The sequence below is a fragment of the uncultured Campylobacter sp. genome, from assembly GCF_938015785.1.
Classification (GTDB): domain Bacteria; phylum Campylobacterota; class Campylobacteria; order Campylobacterales; family Campylobacteraceae; genus Campylobacter_B.
Map to the genome: position 1 here is coordinate 1 of NZ_CALLWC010000041.1, position 15,783 is coordinate 15,783.

The window sequence follows — 15,783 nt, forward strand, 5'->3', positions numbered from 1 at the left end:
CCATTCTCGGTATTTTATTATTGGTTAAACATCTCGCCGCCGCGCACGTCGCCTGCTGCGTAGATGCCAGCAGTCGAGCTTTGCAGATGCTCATTCGTGATGATATTGCCGTATACGTCCGTCTGCACTCCCGCAGCGGCTAAATTTAGATCATTCGTATTCGCGCGACGCCCAAGGGCGTATAAAAACGCGTCCGCCGCGACTGCCTTGCTCTCGCCCGCGAGGTTAAATTTCAGCTCGCCGCCCTTTAAACTCAAAAACTCGCAGCCCTCGATAATCTCCACGCCTTGGGCCTGCAGAGCGGATTTGACGCTGGCAGCCACGTCCTCATCTTCGTTTTTCATAAATTTCGATCGCATCAGCACGCTAACTTTCGAGCCAAATCCCGCAAACATCGAGGCAAACTCAAGCCCGATAAATCCGCCGCCGACGATTACTAGATGCTTCGGTAGGATCTTTAAATTTAAAATTTCTTCGCTACTATAAGCGATCTGCGAGCTTACCTCAAAGCTAGGCTCGACCTCCCTCGAGCCCGTATTTACGACGATCGTTCCTGCTGAAATTTCACGCGTTTGTCCGTCAGGACTTAGCACGCGCACGGAATTTGCGCTCGTAAATGAGCCCTCGCCGTCGATTACGTCTATATTCGGGTTACCTTTTAGCATGGCTAAATTTTTCGCCCTCAGCGCCTCTACGAGCTCGTCCTTTTTCTGCATGCTCAGCACGAAATACTCTCCGAGCACGCTGAAATTTACGAAGCCCGCTTCCTTGCTTGCAGTAATTAGCCGCTTGGTCGGGATGCAGCCTACGTTTATGCAGGTGCCGCCGTACATCTGCGGTGAGCGCTCGATGAGAGCGACCTTTTTACCGAGCGCGGCGGATTTTGCGGCAAGGGTTTTGCCTGCTTTGCCAAAGCCTATTACGATGATATCATAATCCATTTTTTATCCTTTTGATCTGAAATTTTCGCGATTATAAGAGGTTTTATTAAATTTAAAATCTGAGCGGCGCAAATTTAAAGGCGCAGACAAGAGGCGCGAAATTTCGCGACGAAATTCTAACTTCGGCACGGAATTTAATACGGAAAATAAAATTTTGGCTCTAATCGTTTTAAAAATTCTGCGCCGATAGAATTGCAATTCTAAGCGCGGGATATGCGGCGTTTTATAGCGCTTGGTAACAGATAGAATCCAAGCTACAAAATTCTAAGCCCCAAACCGCTCATAAAATTTAAAGGTGCAAAAAGCGCGGAATTTACGCCGTAAAATTCCGCCACTAGCGCTTTTTTACGCCTAGCAAAAACATATCGATGCGGTCCTTGATTAGCTCGCTCGCTTTGAAATTTAGCTTTTCGTCGAAAAACAGCAGCCTGCTAAAATGCGGCTTTCTAAGCAAAAAGCAAAAATATAGCGCTAGGCTTTTTGCCGTGCGCCCGGGCGCAAACTCGTTCGCATGCGCCGCCAAATACTCATCCAGCGCATTTGGCGAACCTAGCACGCCGCTTTTTAAAAAGATTTTTGGGCTCTCGCTAAGCGCACCGTTAAAGCCGCTGAAAAGTATCAGTCGGTAGAATTTTATAGCCTCCGGAGCGAAAAGAAACTCCAGATAAATCCCTGCAAACTCCTGCAGATACTCACGCAATTTTAGGTCTTTATTAATTCGCATGCGCTCGTTCATGCGCTCATCGAGCTTTTTGCTTTGCAGTTCGATGATGCGCAAAAATAGGCTTTCTTTGTTATCAAAATACTTATAAACCGACGATAGCGAGCCGCCGCTAAGCTCGATGATATCGCTTAAGCTCGTAGCCTCGTAACCTTTGGCTAAAAACAGCTCCAGCGCCGCGTCTAAAATGAGCTTACAGCGAATTTCAGATTTTTTATATTTAGGCGATTCGGGCATTTCGCCTCCTTTGAAATACTAAAATTTTTTGTAAGTGTATAAAAAATATACTTAATTAAGCAACATTATTAGGCTAAAATTCTAAAAGCTCAGCAAAAAATAATTTTGCGCGGCTTTACAAGCGAAGCGAAATTTTATATCTAGCGGGCGCAAGTGAGCGGAATTTATTGCGCGCCGGCTGCGGTAAAGCGGAATCTATCTTTGTAAACGAAGCGTTTAATGCCTATTTTAGGCAAATTTAGCAATAATTACCTAAAACGCTAAAAGGCATCTTTGTATGAAAAAAGTCTCGATCGGCGAAGCAGCCGAAATTTTAGGAATTTCAAAAGAAGCCGTCTACAACCGCATCCGTAGAAATTCCTTGCGCGCCGAGGAAAGCGGCGGCGTACGCTACGTGCTTTTAGATGATGAAATGCAACAAAGCGAGCCCGCTTCGCAAAACTCTGCGAAAAGCCCGCGCACCAGCGGCGCAGCTGGCACTCAAAGCTTCATCGACTATCTCATCAAAGAAATCTCCGAGCTAAAAGGTAAAATCGAAGCACTGCAAAGCGATAAGGACAGACTTCACAAAGAAAAAGAGGAAATTTTAATCGCCTCGAAAGATGAAATCAAGCTGATGTATAAAGAGCGCGACGAGAAGCTCAGGTATTTTTTGTCGTTTTTCGACAAACCGCTGCTTTCGAGTAAAAGCCGCGAAGCCAAACCCTACGATGTCGAAGTAAAAGAGAAAGCCTACGACGAGCGGGAGTGGACGAGTCTGGCTAAATTTATCAGATCGCTTAAGCGCAAAAAGCGCCCAAAAGCGCAAAGCCTAATCATCGAAAATATCGGCAAGAGCGAGTTTATCCGCGTCGAGGGAAATGAACTTTTGATAAATCAAAGCCTAGATATAAAATCATTGAAAGGAAAAAAATGAAACTACGCAAAATCGCTAGCTATGCGCTGGTAAGCGGCTTCGGGCTCGTTATGGCGGGCTCGTTAGCAGGCTGCGACGATAGGGGGCAGGAGCAAAACGTCCGTCTGCAAGAAGGCGCGCTCGTGCGGCTTGAAGAGGTCGCGCCGGGAAAATATAAAATTTTAGAGGAATTTCCGAGCGAAAAAACCCAGATCATCTTAAGATCGCTCGACGGCACGGAGAGAATTTTAAGCGATGAGGAAACCAAGGCCCTTTTAGCCGAAGAAAACGCCAAAATCGACGCCGGCACTTCAAATTTAACGAACCAAAACGCGCAGCTTAGCAGCGGCGGCATGAGCCTGGGCGAAGCGATCTTGGCAAGCGCTGCAGGCGCCATCATCGGCTCATGGATCGGCGGCAAGCTGTTTAACAACCCTGCCTATCAAAGCCAGCGCCAAACCGCCTATAAAAGCCCAAGCGCCTACTCCAGAAGCGTCGATAGCTTCAATCAAGCAAAGCAGCAAAACGATAAGGCGCGAAGCGGCAGAAGCGGTTTTTTCGGCGGAAGCAAGAGCGGCAAGAGCGGCGGATTTTTCGGCGGCTAAGCACGCTTTGAAACATACGGCGGCTTTGCGTGGCGAGTTTAAATTTAGAGCGTAGAATTTTAAAATTTGCGCGAATTTAGCATTGATTTGACGCAGATTTTTCAAAAATGTGCGATGAAGCTCGGCTAAATTTCATCGCTTCTGCCGCGCCCGGTCCACAGCGTCTGCATGCCGTTTAATTTAGCCGCGAGCATCTTTTCGTGCGGCTTAAATTTACGCACGATCGCTGCATATGATCTATGCTAATTAAATTTTGCCTTGCGTCTTGCACGCTTTAAATTTACGCGAAATCATATGCGTATCAAAACTAGCAAAGGCCGCAAAGATCGCGGCGCAAATGAGTTAAAATTTTAAAAAAGGACAAAAATGCAACTAAAAAAGATAACGCCGTTAAGCAACGAATATCTCGAAAAGCTCGGCTTTTACTGGCACACGGACGCCGACGAAACCCCTTACGTCAGCGACGAGATTGTGCGCGTGAGCGCTGCGGAAGCGGATGCGTATTACGAAGCGGCGAACGAGCTATACGAGATGTTTGTCGCAGCCGCGCAGCACGTCATCGACAACAATCTTTTCCACGAGCTCGGCATCCCCTTCAACCTCGTAGATTTGATCAAACAAAGCTGGGAAAACGAGGTGCACTGGCACCTATACGGGCGCTTCGATTTCGCGGGCGGGCTGGACGGCAAGCCTATCAAGCTGATAGAATTTAATGCCGACACGCCCACGGCGGTGTTTGAGACGGCGATCATCCAGTGGGCGATGCTCAAAGAAAACGGCATGGACGAGGCGAGCCAGTTCAACGACCTCTACGACGCGCTGCGCGATAATTTCAAGCGGCTCGTGGTGCTTGACGGCGAGCTGGAGGACTTTTCTAAATTTTATGAGGGGTGGAAAATTTTATTTAGCAGCGTCGCGGGCAATGTCGAGGACGAAAAGACGACGAAGCTTTTGCAGCAAACTGCGGAGGATGCGGGCTTTAAGACGCGCTTTGCCTACGTGGACGAGGTGGAATTTAACGACGAAGAGGGCGTGTTTTTTGACGGCGAAAACTACGAGTATTGGTTCAAGCTGATCCCTTGGGAGGCGATCGCGATCGAGGAGGGCGAGCTTGCGCTCATCTTAAAAAACATCGTGCAAAATCAAAAGGCGATCATTCTAAACCCCGCATACACGCTGCTTTTCCAAAGCAAAGGGATTATGAAAATCCTGTGGGATCTCTATCCGAACCACCCGCTGCTGCTGCAAAGCTCCTTTTCGCCGATCATCGGCAAAAAGATGATCAAAAAGCCGTTTTTGGCGCGCGAGGGGGCGAACGTAGCGATTTTCGACGCCGACGGCAAAAAAATAGAGGAAAACGGCGGCGAATACGAAAATCAGAAATTTTTATATCAGGAATTTTACGAGCTAAACAAAGACGAGCGCGCCCAGAGCTACCAAGCGGGGGTGTTTTTCGCCTATGAAGGCTGCGCGCTGGGCTTCCGCAAGGGCGGCGAGATACTCAATAATCTCTCAAAATTTGTAGGGCACTACATCGAGGATGCGAAGTAGCGGCGCGGCAAATTTTATAAAATTTGAGAAATTTTAGAGCGGAGTATTTTGGCAGTAGCTTTGGCGGCAAGGCTATCGCGGCGGTAAATTTTATCGCCGGGCGGCGGCGAAATTTAACGCTAAGAGACTACGGTAAAATTTAACGTAGCGGCGCGACCAAAATTCTGCGCGGATAAATTTTGCGCAAGTTAAATTTGCGTAAGTTGAAATTCCGTGCGGAGCAAGATTTGTGCGAGCTAAATTTTAAAATTTATACGCGAGCGGTAGAGGTGAAATTTATCTCTCGCTTCGGCGTAAATTAGAATTTCAAATTTAGACACAGGTTTCAGTGGCGGTAAAATTTAACGCCTGCTTCGGCGCGAAATTAGAATTTTAAAATTTAACGCCCCGCGCGCTGCGAGCGTTAAATTTCGCGAGGGCAGAATTCACGATAGTTAAATTTTGCGAGAGTAAATTTTGCAATAGTAAAATTTCGCTAGAGCAAATTTACGCAATAGCTAAAATTTTTGCCGTTTAAGCGCTGCGCTCCGAATCGCGTGGCGGAATTTAGCGGCTAAATTTAACCGCGCTGCTACGACTTAAAATTTTAAAACGCAAAGGGGAAAATATGAAAATCGTATGTTTGGATGCCGCGACGCTGGGAGGCGATGCCGATCTTAGCGAAATCGCGAGCTTGGGCGAGTTTGAAAGCTACGAGATGACAGGGCCCGCGCAAACCGCGCAGCGCCTAGCCGGCGCCGATGTCGTCATAACCAACAAAGTCTTAATCACGGATGAGATCATGGCGCAAACCGCGCTTAAGCTGATCTGCGTAAGTGCCACGGGCACGAATAACATCGACATGCAGACCGCGCAAACTCGCGGCATCGCGGTGAAAAATGTGGCGGGCTATTCGACGAACAGCGTCGTGCAGCAGACCTTCGCGTCGCTGTTTGCGCTAACCAACGCGCTCGGATACTACGCGGATTACGGCAGCAGCGGCAAATGGTGCGAGAGTGAAATTTTTACTCACATTGACGCGCCCATCAGCGAAATTTATGGCAAGGAGTTCGGCGTCATCGGGCTTGGACAGATCGGCGTAAAGCTCGCCCGCATCGCCGCCGCGTTCGGCGCAAACGTGAGATACTACTCCACTAGCGGCGCGAACGACAACGGCGAGTTTGCCAGAGTGAGCCTGGACGCGCTTTTGAGAGCCTGCGACATCGTCTCGATCCACGCCCCGCTAAATGAAAAAACGGCGGGATTGATCGGCGAGGCGGAGCTTGCGAAGATGAAAGAGGGGGCGATCTTGATGAATTTCGGCCGCGGCGGCATCGTAGATGAGGAGGCGCTGGCTCGCGCCGTGGACGAACGAGGCCTGCGCACGGCACTTGACGTGCTGCAAACAGAGCCGATGAGAGCGGATCATCCGCTGCTGCGCGTGAAAAATCGCCGCAACGTCGTCATCACGCCTCACATCGCATGGGCGAGCGTCGAGGCTCGCAAACGGCTGATAAAGATGATCGTACAGAATATTAGGGATTTTATGAACGGCAAATGAGCGCGGTTGAAACGCCGGAGCAAATTTAACAAAATCAGGATGCGGCACAAGGCCCACAAAGACTCTGCACATAGTATTTCAAAGCGCTGTATATAAAATTTTATTAACTGAAAAGAAGCGATACTGCTTCGGATAAAATTTTAAATTTACGCCACGGATAAGCTATCTCTCCGCTTTGAATTCGTAGATTTATCTTTTCTTATAAATTCTTTTTATGCTCATCCAAAATCCCGTAACTATAAAAAATAACACTGAAATCGCCGCTACGCAAAACAAGAACTTACCCGCTTCTCCGAAGATATAGCCCGAATGCACGCTCAAAACGGCTTTATGTATAGCAAACGGGCGCGGCATGGTGCTTTTCGCATCATCATAGCGAGCATGCCGCAAGATGCCCTTTTTAACGTTTACGCTCATCGTATTCATATGCTCTTCGCTCTTTTCGCCTTTATCGAAATAAAAGATCATAAAATTTTCTCCATCTTTTTGGGCGATAATATTGAAGAATTCGTAGTTTTCACCGCGTTCACGCTTAAAAATATCAAATGCCGTCTGCAAATTTAAAATTTTATCTTCATCCTCAAGCGAAAATCCTCGCACTTCGGTAAAACTCGTTTTTCTAAAAATTTCCTTTTCCCCTAGCGCTCTGTTGGTGATTTTGGCTATCCAATCATACGACCAATAAAGCCCGCTAGCGCTTATCGTAAGCAAAACAGGTAGCAGCAAAACTCCGATCGCGCCGTGCAAGCTATAGAAAAACGTGTAACCTCTCGCTTTAAAATTTATCCTAAATGCGCGTAAAATTTTCCCTCTAAAACTAGGATAATAGATCACCACGCCTGAAATTAAGACTAAAATAAACATAACCGTGCTAAGCGCCACGATATTTTTGCCTATTAGCCGCAGAGTTTCGTTTTTACTTAACCCAAAACCTAGATTAGTATGTAGATTTAGCGCTACGCCGATAAACGTATCGCCTATGTTTTCCGAAGTAATTTCACCGCTATAAGGATCTATAAAATATGATTTAAACTCACCGCCAGAATCTGTACCGGAAAGCCTAATCGCTTCGTTTTTGTTTTGAGGAATTCTATAATAACTAAGCGTAAAACCAGGCTTGGCTTTTCTGAAAATATTTAAAATTTTGGCGGGCTTAAGAGCGTCTTTTTCGCTCGGGCTCACGAAAGATTTGCTTTGATTTAACGCATCTATAATCTCATCATGATACGAGATAATAGCGCCGCTAAGGGCTACGATTAAGATTGGCACGCAACACATAAGCGTCAAAACAAGGTGGACGTTGAACCAAAATTTTTTCCTTTTTAGAATCGCCATTAATTTCCTTAAATTTTAAATCCGCGGACGAAATTTATGCGCCGCGAATTTAAAAGTTCACGTTAAATCCAACCTGCGCCTTCATCCCGTCTACGACCATCATTTGGTAATTTCCCGAGCGCGTTAGTACGAATTCGTTGAATATGTTATAAAGCGTAAAATTTAAACTTGCGTCTTTTGTGAGCTTATAGCTCGCGCCCAGATCAAAAAGCGTGTATGAGCGGATATCCTCATCGTAGCTTAGGCTATCGCGCGTCCTACTATAATAATTTATTTGCGACCATAAGTTTAGCTTGGAGCTTATGTCGTAATCAAATCCTAGCTTTACCGAATGGATTGGAAAATTATTTAAGGTTTTGCCCTTCTCGCTACCCGTTTTTTGCTCGGATTTCGTATAGGCGTAGTTTGCATGCAGCTTCAAATTATCTAAAATTTGATAATCGCTACTTAGCTCTAGACCCCTAACCTCGGCTTCCCCGATATTTATAGTGTCCCAAATTCCGCGTCTGTAAGTTTTGCCGTTATGCACGCAAGGATTTCCCGGTCTTGGGCGGCAAATTAATTTGGTAGAAATTCCATCTTTGATTTTGGTATAAAACGCGGTAGCGCTAAAGTTAAATTTATTATTATCGTCGTAAGAAAACCCGCCTTCGTAGCTTATGCTGCTTTCAGGCTTTAGAGAGCTTCTACCGATCTGCGCTCCCTGGCCTCCTGCAAATGGCAGGGCAAGGCCCTCACTACGCTGCTTAATATCCGGAGTTGAATATCCTGTCGAAACGCCGCCTTTAATAGAAAAGCTTTCGTTTAAACGGTAAACGGCATAAGCGCGCGGCGATATATGGCCGCCGTAGTCTTTATCTCGGTTATATCTGATTCCGCCGGTTAGCGTTAAATCGTCAGTTAGATAAAAATCATCCTCGCCGTAGATCGAATAATCCCATCTTTTGACATTTGCCTCATCTGCGGTAGTAGCGGCTTCGTTTAATCTCTCGCTTCGGTATTGCACGCCCAAACTCAAAGCATTTGAATCGAAAAAATATGAGCCTTTAGAATTTAGCGTAGTCGTTCTAAGATGCAGATCCTGGGCGCCGCTTTCTTTCATGCTATCATAGTTTGCATAGCTATCTATCATAAACTTATCGTATTTTCCCTGGTGAGACAGGCTTGCAGTGTAGCCTTTCATATCCTCTTTCGCAATATCGTTATTGCCTCCAGAGGTTGTTCGCGTACGCCCGTATGTACGCCTAAATTTATTATTTACTTTACGATAATCAAGCGCTACCTCATCATTTTGCGTTACATTATACATCAGTTTTGCGCCCATATTCGTCTCTTCATTATTTCTATTCGCATAAGGCTCTTTATCCTCTATCTTTTCAAAAAATCTGCCGTAAAGTGCAATACCTAGCACGTCTGGAACGATAGCTCCGTTTAGATAAAAGCCTGTTTGATAATCACCTTTTATTTGTGATTTTTTAGCGAAAGTATAGTATCCGTTTACATTGCCGCTAAGCTCATTTGAAAAGCCCTTGGTGATGATATTTATTACTCCGCCCATAGCGTCGCTGCCGTAAAGCGAGCTCATAGGCCCACGGATGACCTCTATGCGCTCTATCGCATTTGCGGGAGGCAATAAATTCTGGCTACTGCCAATACTTCTTAATCCTTTATAAGCGCTATCGCTAGTCGCAGGCTTGCCGTCGATTAAAATTTTCGTATATTTTTGAGATAGACCTCTTAGGCTTATGCCTTTTCTCGATGCAGCGCCTAGCGTTGCGGTAAAGGCACTCGGCAAATCCTCTACCATTGCGGAGATATCTTGATAGTTACGCTTTTGTATCTCTTTTTGCGTAAGAACGGAGATAGAAGCGGGTGCGTCTTGGATATTTTGCCGATAGCCCGTAGCACTGACTACGGTAATTTCACCCAAATTTACGCTTTTGTCCTGTTTTTCTATCTCGCCCGATATTCCGGCTGTCGCTATAGCAGCAATCAGCGATAATTTATATATTGCGCGCACAAACGCCCCTTTTCTTATTAAAATTTAAACTCATTTTACTATAATAAGATATGCATTATCAAGAAATACTAAACGGTAGAGGGATTTTTTTAAACGCTAAAGGGATAAGATGAATAAAGAGATAAGTTTAGATGATTTTTTACAAAAAATATCTAACGACATTGAGCCGTCCAAGCAATGTGGGTATAACAAAACCGAGCTTGAAAGCGAAAGTATAAAATTCGACTTTAGCTCTTTTTATACGGGCGGAGAGATAGGATATTATAGCAGCGATATAATTTGCAGAGATTTTCTTTTGCATCGCCACGAACGGGGCAGCCGCTATTCATTTTTATTTTTCAATACGGGCGAAAATCCCATCTGCTTCAGATCGGATAAAGATCAATTCGTTTTGAATAAAGATGAGTTTTGGCTCGGAACTATGCAAAGCAAATTGCGTGGCGTTCACGAGCTTGAAAATAAACACTATAAAAGCTCATGCATAGCGCTTAGCACCGCTTTTGCAAATGAGCTGGGAATTTTAAAAAATTTGAATTTAGATCAAGCCGTTTGCATGAAGAAATTTAAAACAAGCGCCGTGCAAAATATTATTCTCAAAGAGCTCGAAGATGCCGCGATATACGACGGCAAAATACGCGAAATTTTTATGGAAAGTAAAATTTTAGAGATGCTTTATAGAAGTTTTCATAAATTTAATGAGCCCGAAAATGCACTTAGCCTTGATGAAAATCGCATAAAAACAGTCCAAAAAGCGAAGAAAATATTACTCGAAAATATGCAAAATCCACCTAGCATTAAAGAGCTCGCTCATCTTTGCGCCACGAACGAATTTGCACTAAAAAGGGATTTTAAAGCATATTTCGGCACGAGCGTTTATGCGATGCTGACAAATGAGCGGCTTGAGATTGCAAAAGAGCTATTAAGTCTAGATCAAATCAGCGTAAACGAAGCCGCCAAAATGGTCGGATACAATAATTTATCGCATTTTTCTAAAATTTTTAGAGCTAAATTTAATATATTGCCGATGCAACTGAAAAAGAATATAAAATTTTACTACTCGGATTAGAATTTCGCACGACCGACTATCTTTTAGAAGCCATACTCTTTCGCAACTGCATATCAAAATCTCATAAAATTTTATATCGCAACCAAACCCGTAAAAATACGGAATTTAAATTATAAATGCCGCCGAAGCCTTGGCAGCAAAAGCGAGCTGCGATCAAATATCGCAGCTGCGCGTATGTTTGGACGTCAAAGGACGCCTAAAATTTTAAATACGTCTAAATTTAAAACAGGCTATAAACCTCATCGAGCGTGAAGTGCTTTTTATCGATCTTACCGCCGTAGTATGGCTTGATATCCTCGTCAAAAGCCTTATGGAAAAATTTCGCTTTATACATTTTTACCAGGCTGCTATTGACCGCATCAAGCAGCTCGGTATTGCCCTTAGATAGGGCGACGGCGATATAATCTACCTTACCAAGGTTGATGATTTTTGCATCAAGTGCGGCGTCGTTTCTAGCGTATCCGAGTACGACCGTATTATCGTCGGCAAAGCCTATACCCTCGCCAGCCTTTAGTCTAGCGACGCATTCATTCGCATCGGCACATGTCGCAATCTCATAGCCCGCGTTTTTGAAGTGCTCCTCGGCAGTTGTGCCTTTAACGCTTAGAATTTTTTTATGCGCGATCTGATCGATTCTTGAAATATTATCATCCTTACGGCTTAGCACGCCGATCTGCACTGAATAATACGGATAAGAAAAATCGACTTTCTGAACGCGGTCTTTTGTGACGGTGAGTTTGGATATGATGAGATCTACTTTATTTTGCTCCAGTGAGGGAACGCGATCTTTAGATGCTACGGCGATAAAGTCGATTTTGATCTTTTTATTGCCAAATAGATTTTTAACTAACTCATTTGCCAAATCAACCTCAAAGCCCTTTAGCGTGCCGTTATCATCGAAGCTAAACGGAGGCTGGGAATCTTGCAAGCCTATGCGAATTTCGCCCGCTTGCTTGATATCTGCTAATGAGTTAGCGCAAAGCGCGCCAGCACTCAGCAAAATACTTAGTAGAATTTTTTTCATATTTCGTCCTTTTAATTAAAACATTTTATAAAGATCGTCTAACAAGAAATATTTTTTCTCAGCCTTGCCCTTGTAAAAAGGATCGATGCTGTCGTTAAAAATTTTCTTGAAAAAGCCGTTTTTGCTGAGCTTGACAAGCCCGTCATTTAAGGCGTTTAGCAAGTCATCGTTGCCTTTTTGCACCGCGATAGCTAAAAAGTCCGATGTGCCTAAATTCTTGATATTTACCTCTACCTTGCGATCTACCACCGAATAGCCCAAAACTACCATATTATCGTCTGCATAGCCACTGCCGCGACCGGATTTTAGCGCTCGGAAACATTCACTAGAACTAGCGCATGAGATAACCTTAAATCCTTCCTTGTTAAAATAATCAAACGCCGTAGTGCCAGGCTCTGCTAAAATTTCTTTGTCTTGTAAATCGTCTACGGTTTTTATATTATCATCGGTGCGAGTTAGCACGCCGATATTTACGCTAAAGTATGGATTTGAAAAATCCACTAGTTTCTCGCGCTCTTTCGTAACCGTAATCGCCGCGATATCCAAATCGACCTTGTTATCTTGCACGGCTGTGATACGGTCGTTGCCTAGAGTTACGACATATTCGATTTTGCCGCCCTTATCGCCGAAAATTTCTTTCACGAGCTCTTCGATAAGCGAAATTTCAAAACCGCTGTATTTGCCGTCCTCGGAGACGCTAAGCGGCGGCAGTGAGCCATCTATTCCGATACGAATGAGCCCTTTTTCTTTGATCTGCGCTAAAGAGTTAGCAAATAACGAACACGAAGCGATTAGCAACGCAAATATAATCTTTTTCATAAAATTCCTTTAAATTTTACTAAAATTTTGCCAGCGAATAGAATTCCATCCATCGCCACTTTAAATTAAAACAAGCTGTAAAGATCGTCCAGCAAGAAATACTTTTTATCAATGGTGCCTTTATAAAAAGGCTCAATACTCTCATCAAAAATTTTTGTAAAAAAACCCTTTTTACTTAGCTCAATTAGTCCCGCATTTACCGCGTTAAGCAGCTCTGTATTGCCCTTTTGCACTGCGATGGCCAGGAAGTCCGTCGAGCCTAAATTCTTGATATTTACCTCAACCTTGTAATCGACTACGGCATAAGCAAATACAAGTAGATTATCATCGCCGTATCCGTCGCCCTTGCCCGATTTTAGGTCATTAAAGCATTCATTCGCGCTCGCACACGGTACTACGTTATAGCCCTGTTTCGTAAAGTAATCAAACACAGTAGTGCCGGGCTGCGCCAGTATAGTCTTTCCGTTTAGATCGGAGACCTTTCTGATATTATCGTCGCTACGAGTTAGCACGCCGATATTTACGCTAAAGTATGGATCGGAGAAATCTACCAGCTTCTCGCGCTCTTTTGTAACCGAGATTAGCGCGATATCTAAATCGACTCTGTTATCCTGTACCGCTTTTATACGATCATCGCCTACCGTTACGACATATTGTATCTTGCTGCCTTTATCACCGAAAATTTCTTTAACAAGCCCTTCGATTAAGAGTATCTCAAACCCGCTATATTCGCCGGCTTTAGCGACACTAAACGGCGGAGACGAGCCATCTATACCGATGCGAATAACCCCTTTTTCTTTGATTTGAGTCAAAGTGTTGCTAAGAAGCGAGCACACAGCCAGCACCAATGCTAGGATTATCTTTTTCATAGTGTCCCCCTTTTTAAAATTACAGCAAGCTATAAAGATCGTCTAGCAAGAAATACTTTTTCTCTGCAGTTCCTTTGTAGTAAGGCTCGATGAAATTATCGAACGAATTTTTGAAAAAGCCCTCTTTGCTTAGCTTGATTAGCTCGCCGTTTAGAAAATCCAAAAGCTCCGAATTGCCCTTTTTCACGCCGATGGCTAAGAAATCCGAAGTGCCTAAATTTTTGATATTTACTTCAACCTTTTTATCTAATACCGGATAAGCCAGCACGACTAGGTTATCGTCGGCATACCCGTCGCCCTGTCCGGCTTTTAGCGCCTTATAGCAGGCGTTTGCGTTATCGCATCTGGCGATATTATAGCCTTGTTTTTCAAAGTATGTTTCTGCGGTACCGCCGCTAAGAACTAAAATAGTTTTATCTTGTAATTCATTTAAAGATTTAATCTTATCTTCGACGCGGGTTAAAATGCCTATATTGACGCTAAAATACGGGGTCGTAAAATCGATCTGCTTCTCGCGCTCCGGAGTTACAGTAAGAGTTGCGATAACCGCGTCGACCTTATCTTCCTGTAGGAATTTTATACGCTGATTTGCAAGCACGGAGGTAAACTCTACCTTCCCGCCCGATGGAAGCATATCTTTAGCGATGGCATTTGCCATATCGACCTCAAAGCCTTGATGCACGCCGTCTTCTATCTTGCTAAACGGCGGCTGTGCGTCATAAACGCCTATTCTAAGCACTCCGCTACTTTTGATCTCGGAAAGCGATCTGGCGCAAAGCGCACTACTGGCCAAAGCTGCGACAAGCAGACTTAAGAGAAATTTCTTCATCCTTTTTCCTTTCTCATAAATAATTTCAAAACCATTGCCACGGCTACGGAAAACCTCAAAATCCCGCGCGAATGGCAAGCAGACATTAAATTCGCCCGCGGGCGAAAAGCAATTTTAGCTTTTTATATCTTTAATGATTATTAAATAGTAAGTAAAGTCGTCAAATAAATTCGCTTTTTCATTGTTTGCTTCGATTTTGCGCGAGTTTTTTAGAATTCTCATCCGCATCCTAGCGATATAATTTAAAATTTTACAAAATTTTAAAGCCACAGAATTTTACAAAATTTTAAAGCTGCAGAATTGGGTGAGAAATTTTATGAGCGTTTTAAAGCTTGCGATGAAATTTTAAAATTTTATGAGATTAAATTTTGCAGATTGCGTTTGACAAAACAGCACAAGAAAGGAGTGAAATTTTAAAATTTCGCGCTTTAGTGCAAACATAGTGGAATTTAAAATTCTTAAATTTCTACTCCCGCCCAGCAAAACGGAATTTTAAAATTTTTAGCAAGCATCGTATTTTAAAAGCAAGCGAAATTAAATCTTTGTCACGCTGCAGAATTTCGCAATAAAAGTCACGCTGCCAGCGCTAAATTTTGCGCCATAAATTATACTACAAACATCAGCTTGGCGCAAAGCACGATGATGAAGCCGAATACAAAAGCGATCTTGTGGATATTTACTCGCAAAAACTCAGGCGCAGGCCTTCCCATCGCGCGGCAACTTAAATTTATCGCTACGCACACGGCGATGATGAGCGCGAGCGTGACTTTTAGCATAAAGATTTTTTGAAGCGGCGTACCGAAATATCCGCCATTAGCGCTTCCGACCCAACGGCTCATCATCATTCCGCCGGTGATTATTAGCGTAAAAAGGCAAACCGGCATGATCTTAATCGCGCGCGAGCCGATCGCTTTTTTAACGCGCTCAAAATCCGCGCCCAGCGCGCCTTTGAGCCGCGAAAAAATCACGACGTCGAAAAATATATAGCCTAAAAAGATAATTGCGCAGATGAGATGGACGATCTGCACGTAAGGATAAATTTGCTCCACCACCGCTCCTTGTTATGAAATTTCGCCAATTTTATGCGAAATTTCAAATTTTAGCAATGATTTTCATCAACGCGCCGCGAGCGGTTAAATTTAAGCCGATCTTGCGAGCGACGCAAATAAATTTGGCAAAATCGCGCGGGTAAATTTAAAAGTAAAGCCGCGCAGCTAAATTTAAAAATGGTCGCATTCGTAAATTTACAAAATTTACGAGCAGCGCCGCGCGGGCGAAATTCTAAAATTCTAAAATTCTAAAATTCTAAAATTCTAAAATTCTAAAATTCT

Annotated in this window: 14 protein-coding genes; 5 read left to right on the forward strand and 9 right to left on the reverse strand. The window is 44.0% G+C overall.

Going from position 1 to position 15,783, the window contains the following annotated elements:
* Positions 1 to 17: 17 nt before the first annotated feature.
* Positions 18 to 941, reverse strand: coding sequence for an FAD-dependent oxidoreductase (locus Q0393_RS06095; protein ID WP_298978713.1), 924 nt, complete (start codon positions 939 to 941; stop codon positions 18 to 20).
* A 334-nt stretch (positions 942 to 1,275) separates the two neighbouring features.
* Positions 1,276 to 1,899 (reverse strand): TetR/AcrR family transcriptional regulator, encoded by a 624-nt coding sequence (locus Q0393_RS06100; RefSeq protein WP_298978714.1) that lies wholly within the window; start codon positions 1,897 to 1,899, stop codon positions 1,276 to 1,278.
* A gap of 277 nt (positions 1,900 to 2,176) precedes the next feature.
* Here Q0393_RS06100 and Q0393_RS06105 point away from each other — a divergent pair, with 277 nt between their 5' ends.
* The 4 genes from Q0393_RS06105 to Q0393_RS06120 all read left to right on the forward strand — a co-directional run bounded on the left by Q0393_RS06105 (position 2,177) and on the right by Q0393_RS06120 (position 6,490).
* Positions 2,177 to 2,815, forward strand: a complete 639-nt coding sequence (locus Q0393_RS06105; protein ID WP_298978716.1) for a helix-turn-helix domain-containing protein — start codon at positions 2,177 to 2,179, stop codon at positions 2,813 to 2,815.
* Positions 2,812 to 3,399, forward strand: a complete 588-nt coding sequence (locus tag Q0393_RS06110) for a UPF0323 family lipoprotein (RefSeq protein ID WP_295150449.1) — start codon at positions 2,812 to 2,814, stop codon at positions 3,397 to 3,399. The genes Q0393_RS06105 and Q0393_RS06110 overlap by 4 nt, the downstream gene beginning before the upstream one ends.
* 366 nt (positions 3,400 to 3,765) lie before the next feature.
* The gene (locus Q0393_RS06115) at positions 3,766 to 4,950 is read left to right on the forward strand and encodes a glutathionylspermidine synthase family protein (RefSeq protein WP_297900766.1); all 1,185 of its coding nucleotides are present in this window, start codon (positions 3,766 to 3,768) and stop codon (positions 4,948 to 4,950) included.
* A 607-nt stretch (positions 4,951 to 5,557) separates the two neighbouring features.
* The gene (locus Q0393_RS06120) at positions 5,558 to 6,490 is read left to right on the forward strand and encodes a D-2-hydroxyacid dehydrogenase (RefSeq protein WP_298978719.1); all 933 of its coding nucleotides are present in this window, start codon (positions 5,558 to 5,560) and stop codon (positions 6,488 to 6,490) included.
* Positions 6,491 to 6,679: 189 nt separating this feature from the next.
* Here the strand turns inward: Q0393_RS06120 and Q0393_RS06125 are convergent, their stop codons facing one another.
* Together Q0393_RS06125 and Q0393_RS06130 are read right to left on the reverse strand one after the other, a co-directional pair.
* The gene (locus Q0393_RS06125; protein WP_298978722.1) at positions 6,680 to 7,825 is read right to left on the reverse strand and encodes a PepSY domain-containing protein; all 1,146 of its coding nucleotides are present in this window, start codon (positions 7,823 to 7,825) and stop codon (positions 6,680 to 6,682) included.
* 49 nt (positions 7,826 to 7,874) lie between these two features.
* A complete protein-coding gene (locus tag Q0393_RS06130) occupies positions 7,875 to 9,845 on the reverse strand; it encodes a TonB-dependent receptor (RefSeq protein ID WP_367179175.1) in 1,971 nt (656 codons plus the stop codon).
* Positions 9,846 to 9,954: 109 nt separating this feature from the next.
* Between Q0393_RS06130 and Q0393_RS06135 the strand changes: the two genes are divergently transcribed.
* Positions 9,955 to 10,911 (forward strand): AraC family transcriptional regulator, encoded by a 957-nt coding sequence (locus Q0393_RS06135; RefSeq protein WP_298978726.1) that lies wholly within the window; start codon positions 9,955 to 9,957, stop codon positions 10,909 to 10,911.
* Positions 10,912 to 11,131: 220 nt separating this feature from the next.
* Here Q0393_RS06135 and Q0393_RS06140 read toward each other — a convergent pair whose 3' ends face one another.
* From Q0393_RS06140 to Q0393_RS06160, 5 genes are all read right to left on the reverse strand, one after another.
* Positions 11,132 to 11,935, reverse strand: a complete 804-nt coding sequence (locus Q0393_RS06140; RefSeq protein WP_298978728.1) for a transporter substrate-binding domain-containing protein — start codon at positions 11,933 to 11,935, stop codon at positions 11,132 to 11,134.
* 15 nt (positions 11,936 to 11,950) lie between these two features.
* Positions 11,951 to 12,754, reverse strand: a complete 804-nt coding sequence (locus Q0393_RS06145) for a transporter substrate-binding domain-containing protein (protein ID WP_298978730.1) — start codon at positions 12,752 to 12,754, stop codon at positions 11,951 to 11,953.
* A 65-nt stretch (positions 12,755 to 12,819) separates the two neighbouring features.
* Complete coding sequence (locus Q0393_RS06150; protein ID WP_298978732.1) at positions 12,820 to 13,623, reverse strand: transporter substrate-binding domain-containing protein; 804 nt, start codon at positions 13,621 to 13,623, stop codon at positions 12,820 to 12,822.
* Between the two features lie 19 nt (positions 13,624 to 13,642).
* Positions 13,643 to 14,452, reverse strand: a complete 810-nt coding sequence (locus Q0393_RS06155) for a transporter substrate-binding domain-containing protein (RefSeq protein ID WP_295150425.1) — start codon at positions 14,450 to 14,452, stop codon at positions 13,643 to 13,645.
* Between the two features lie 605 nt (positions 14,453 to 15,057).
* Positions 15,058 to 15,501 carry a copper resistance protein CopD gene (locus Q0393_RS06160; protein WP_297950968.1) on the reverse strand — a complete coding sequence of 148 codons (444 nt, stop codon included), beginning with the start codon at positions 15,499 to 15,501 and terminating at the stop codon, positions 15,058 to 15,060.
* Positions 15,502 to 15,783: the final 282 nt, after the last annotated feature.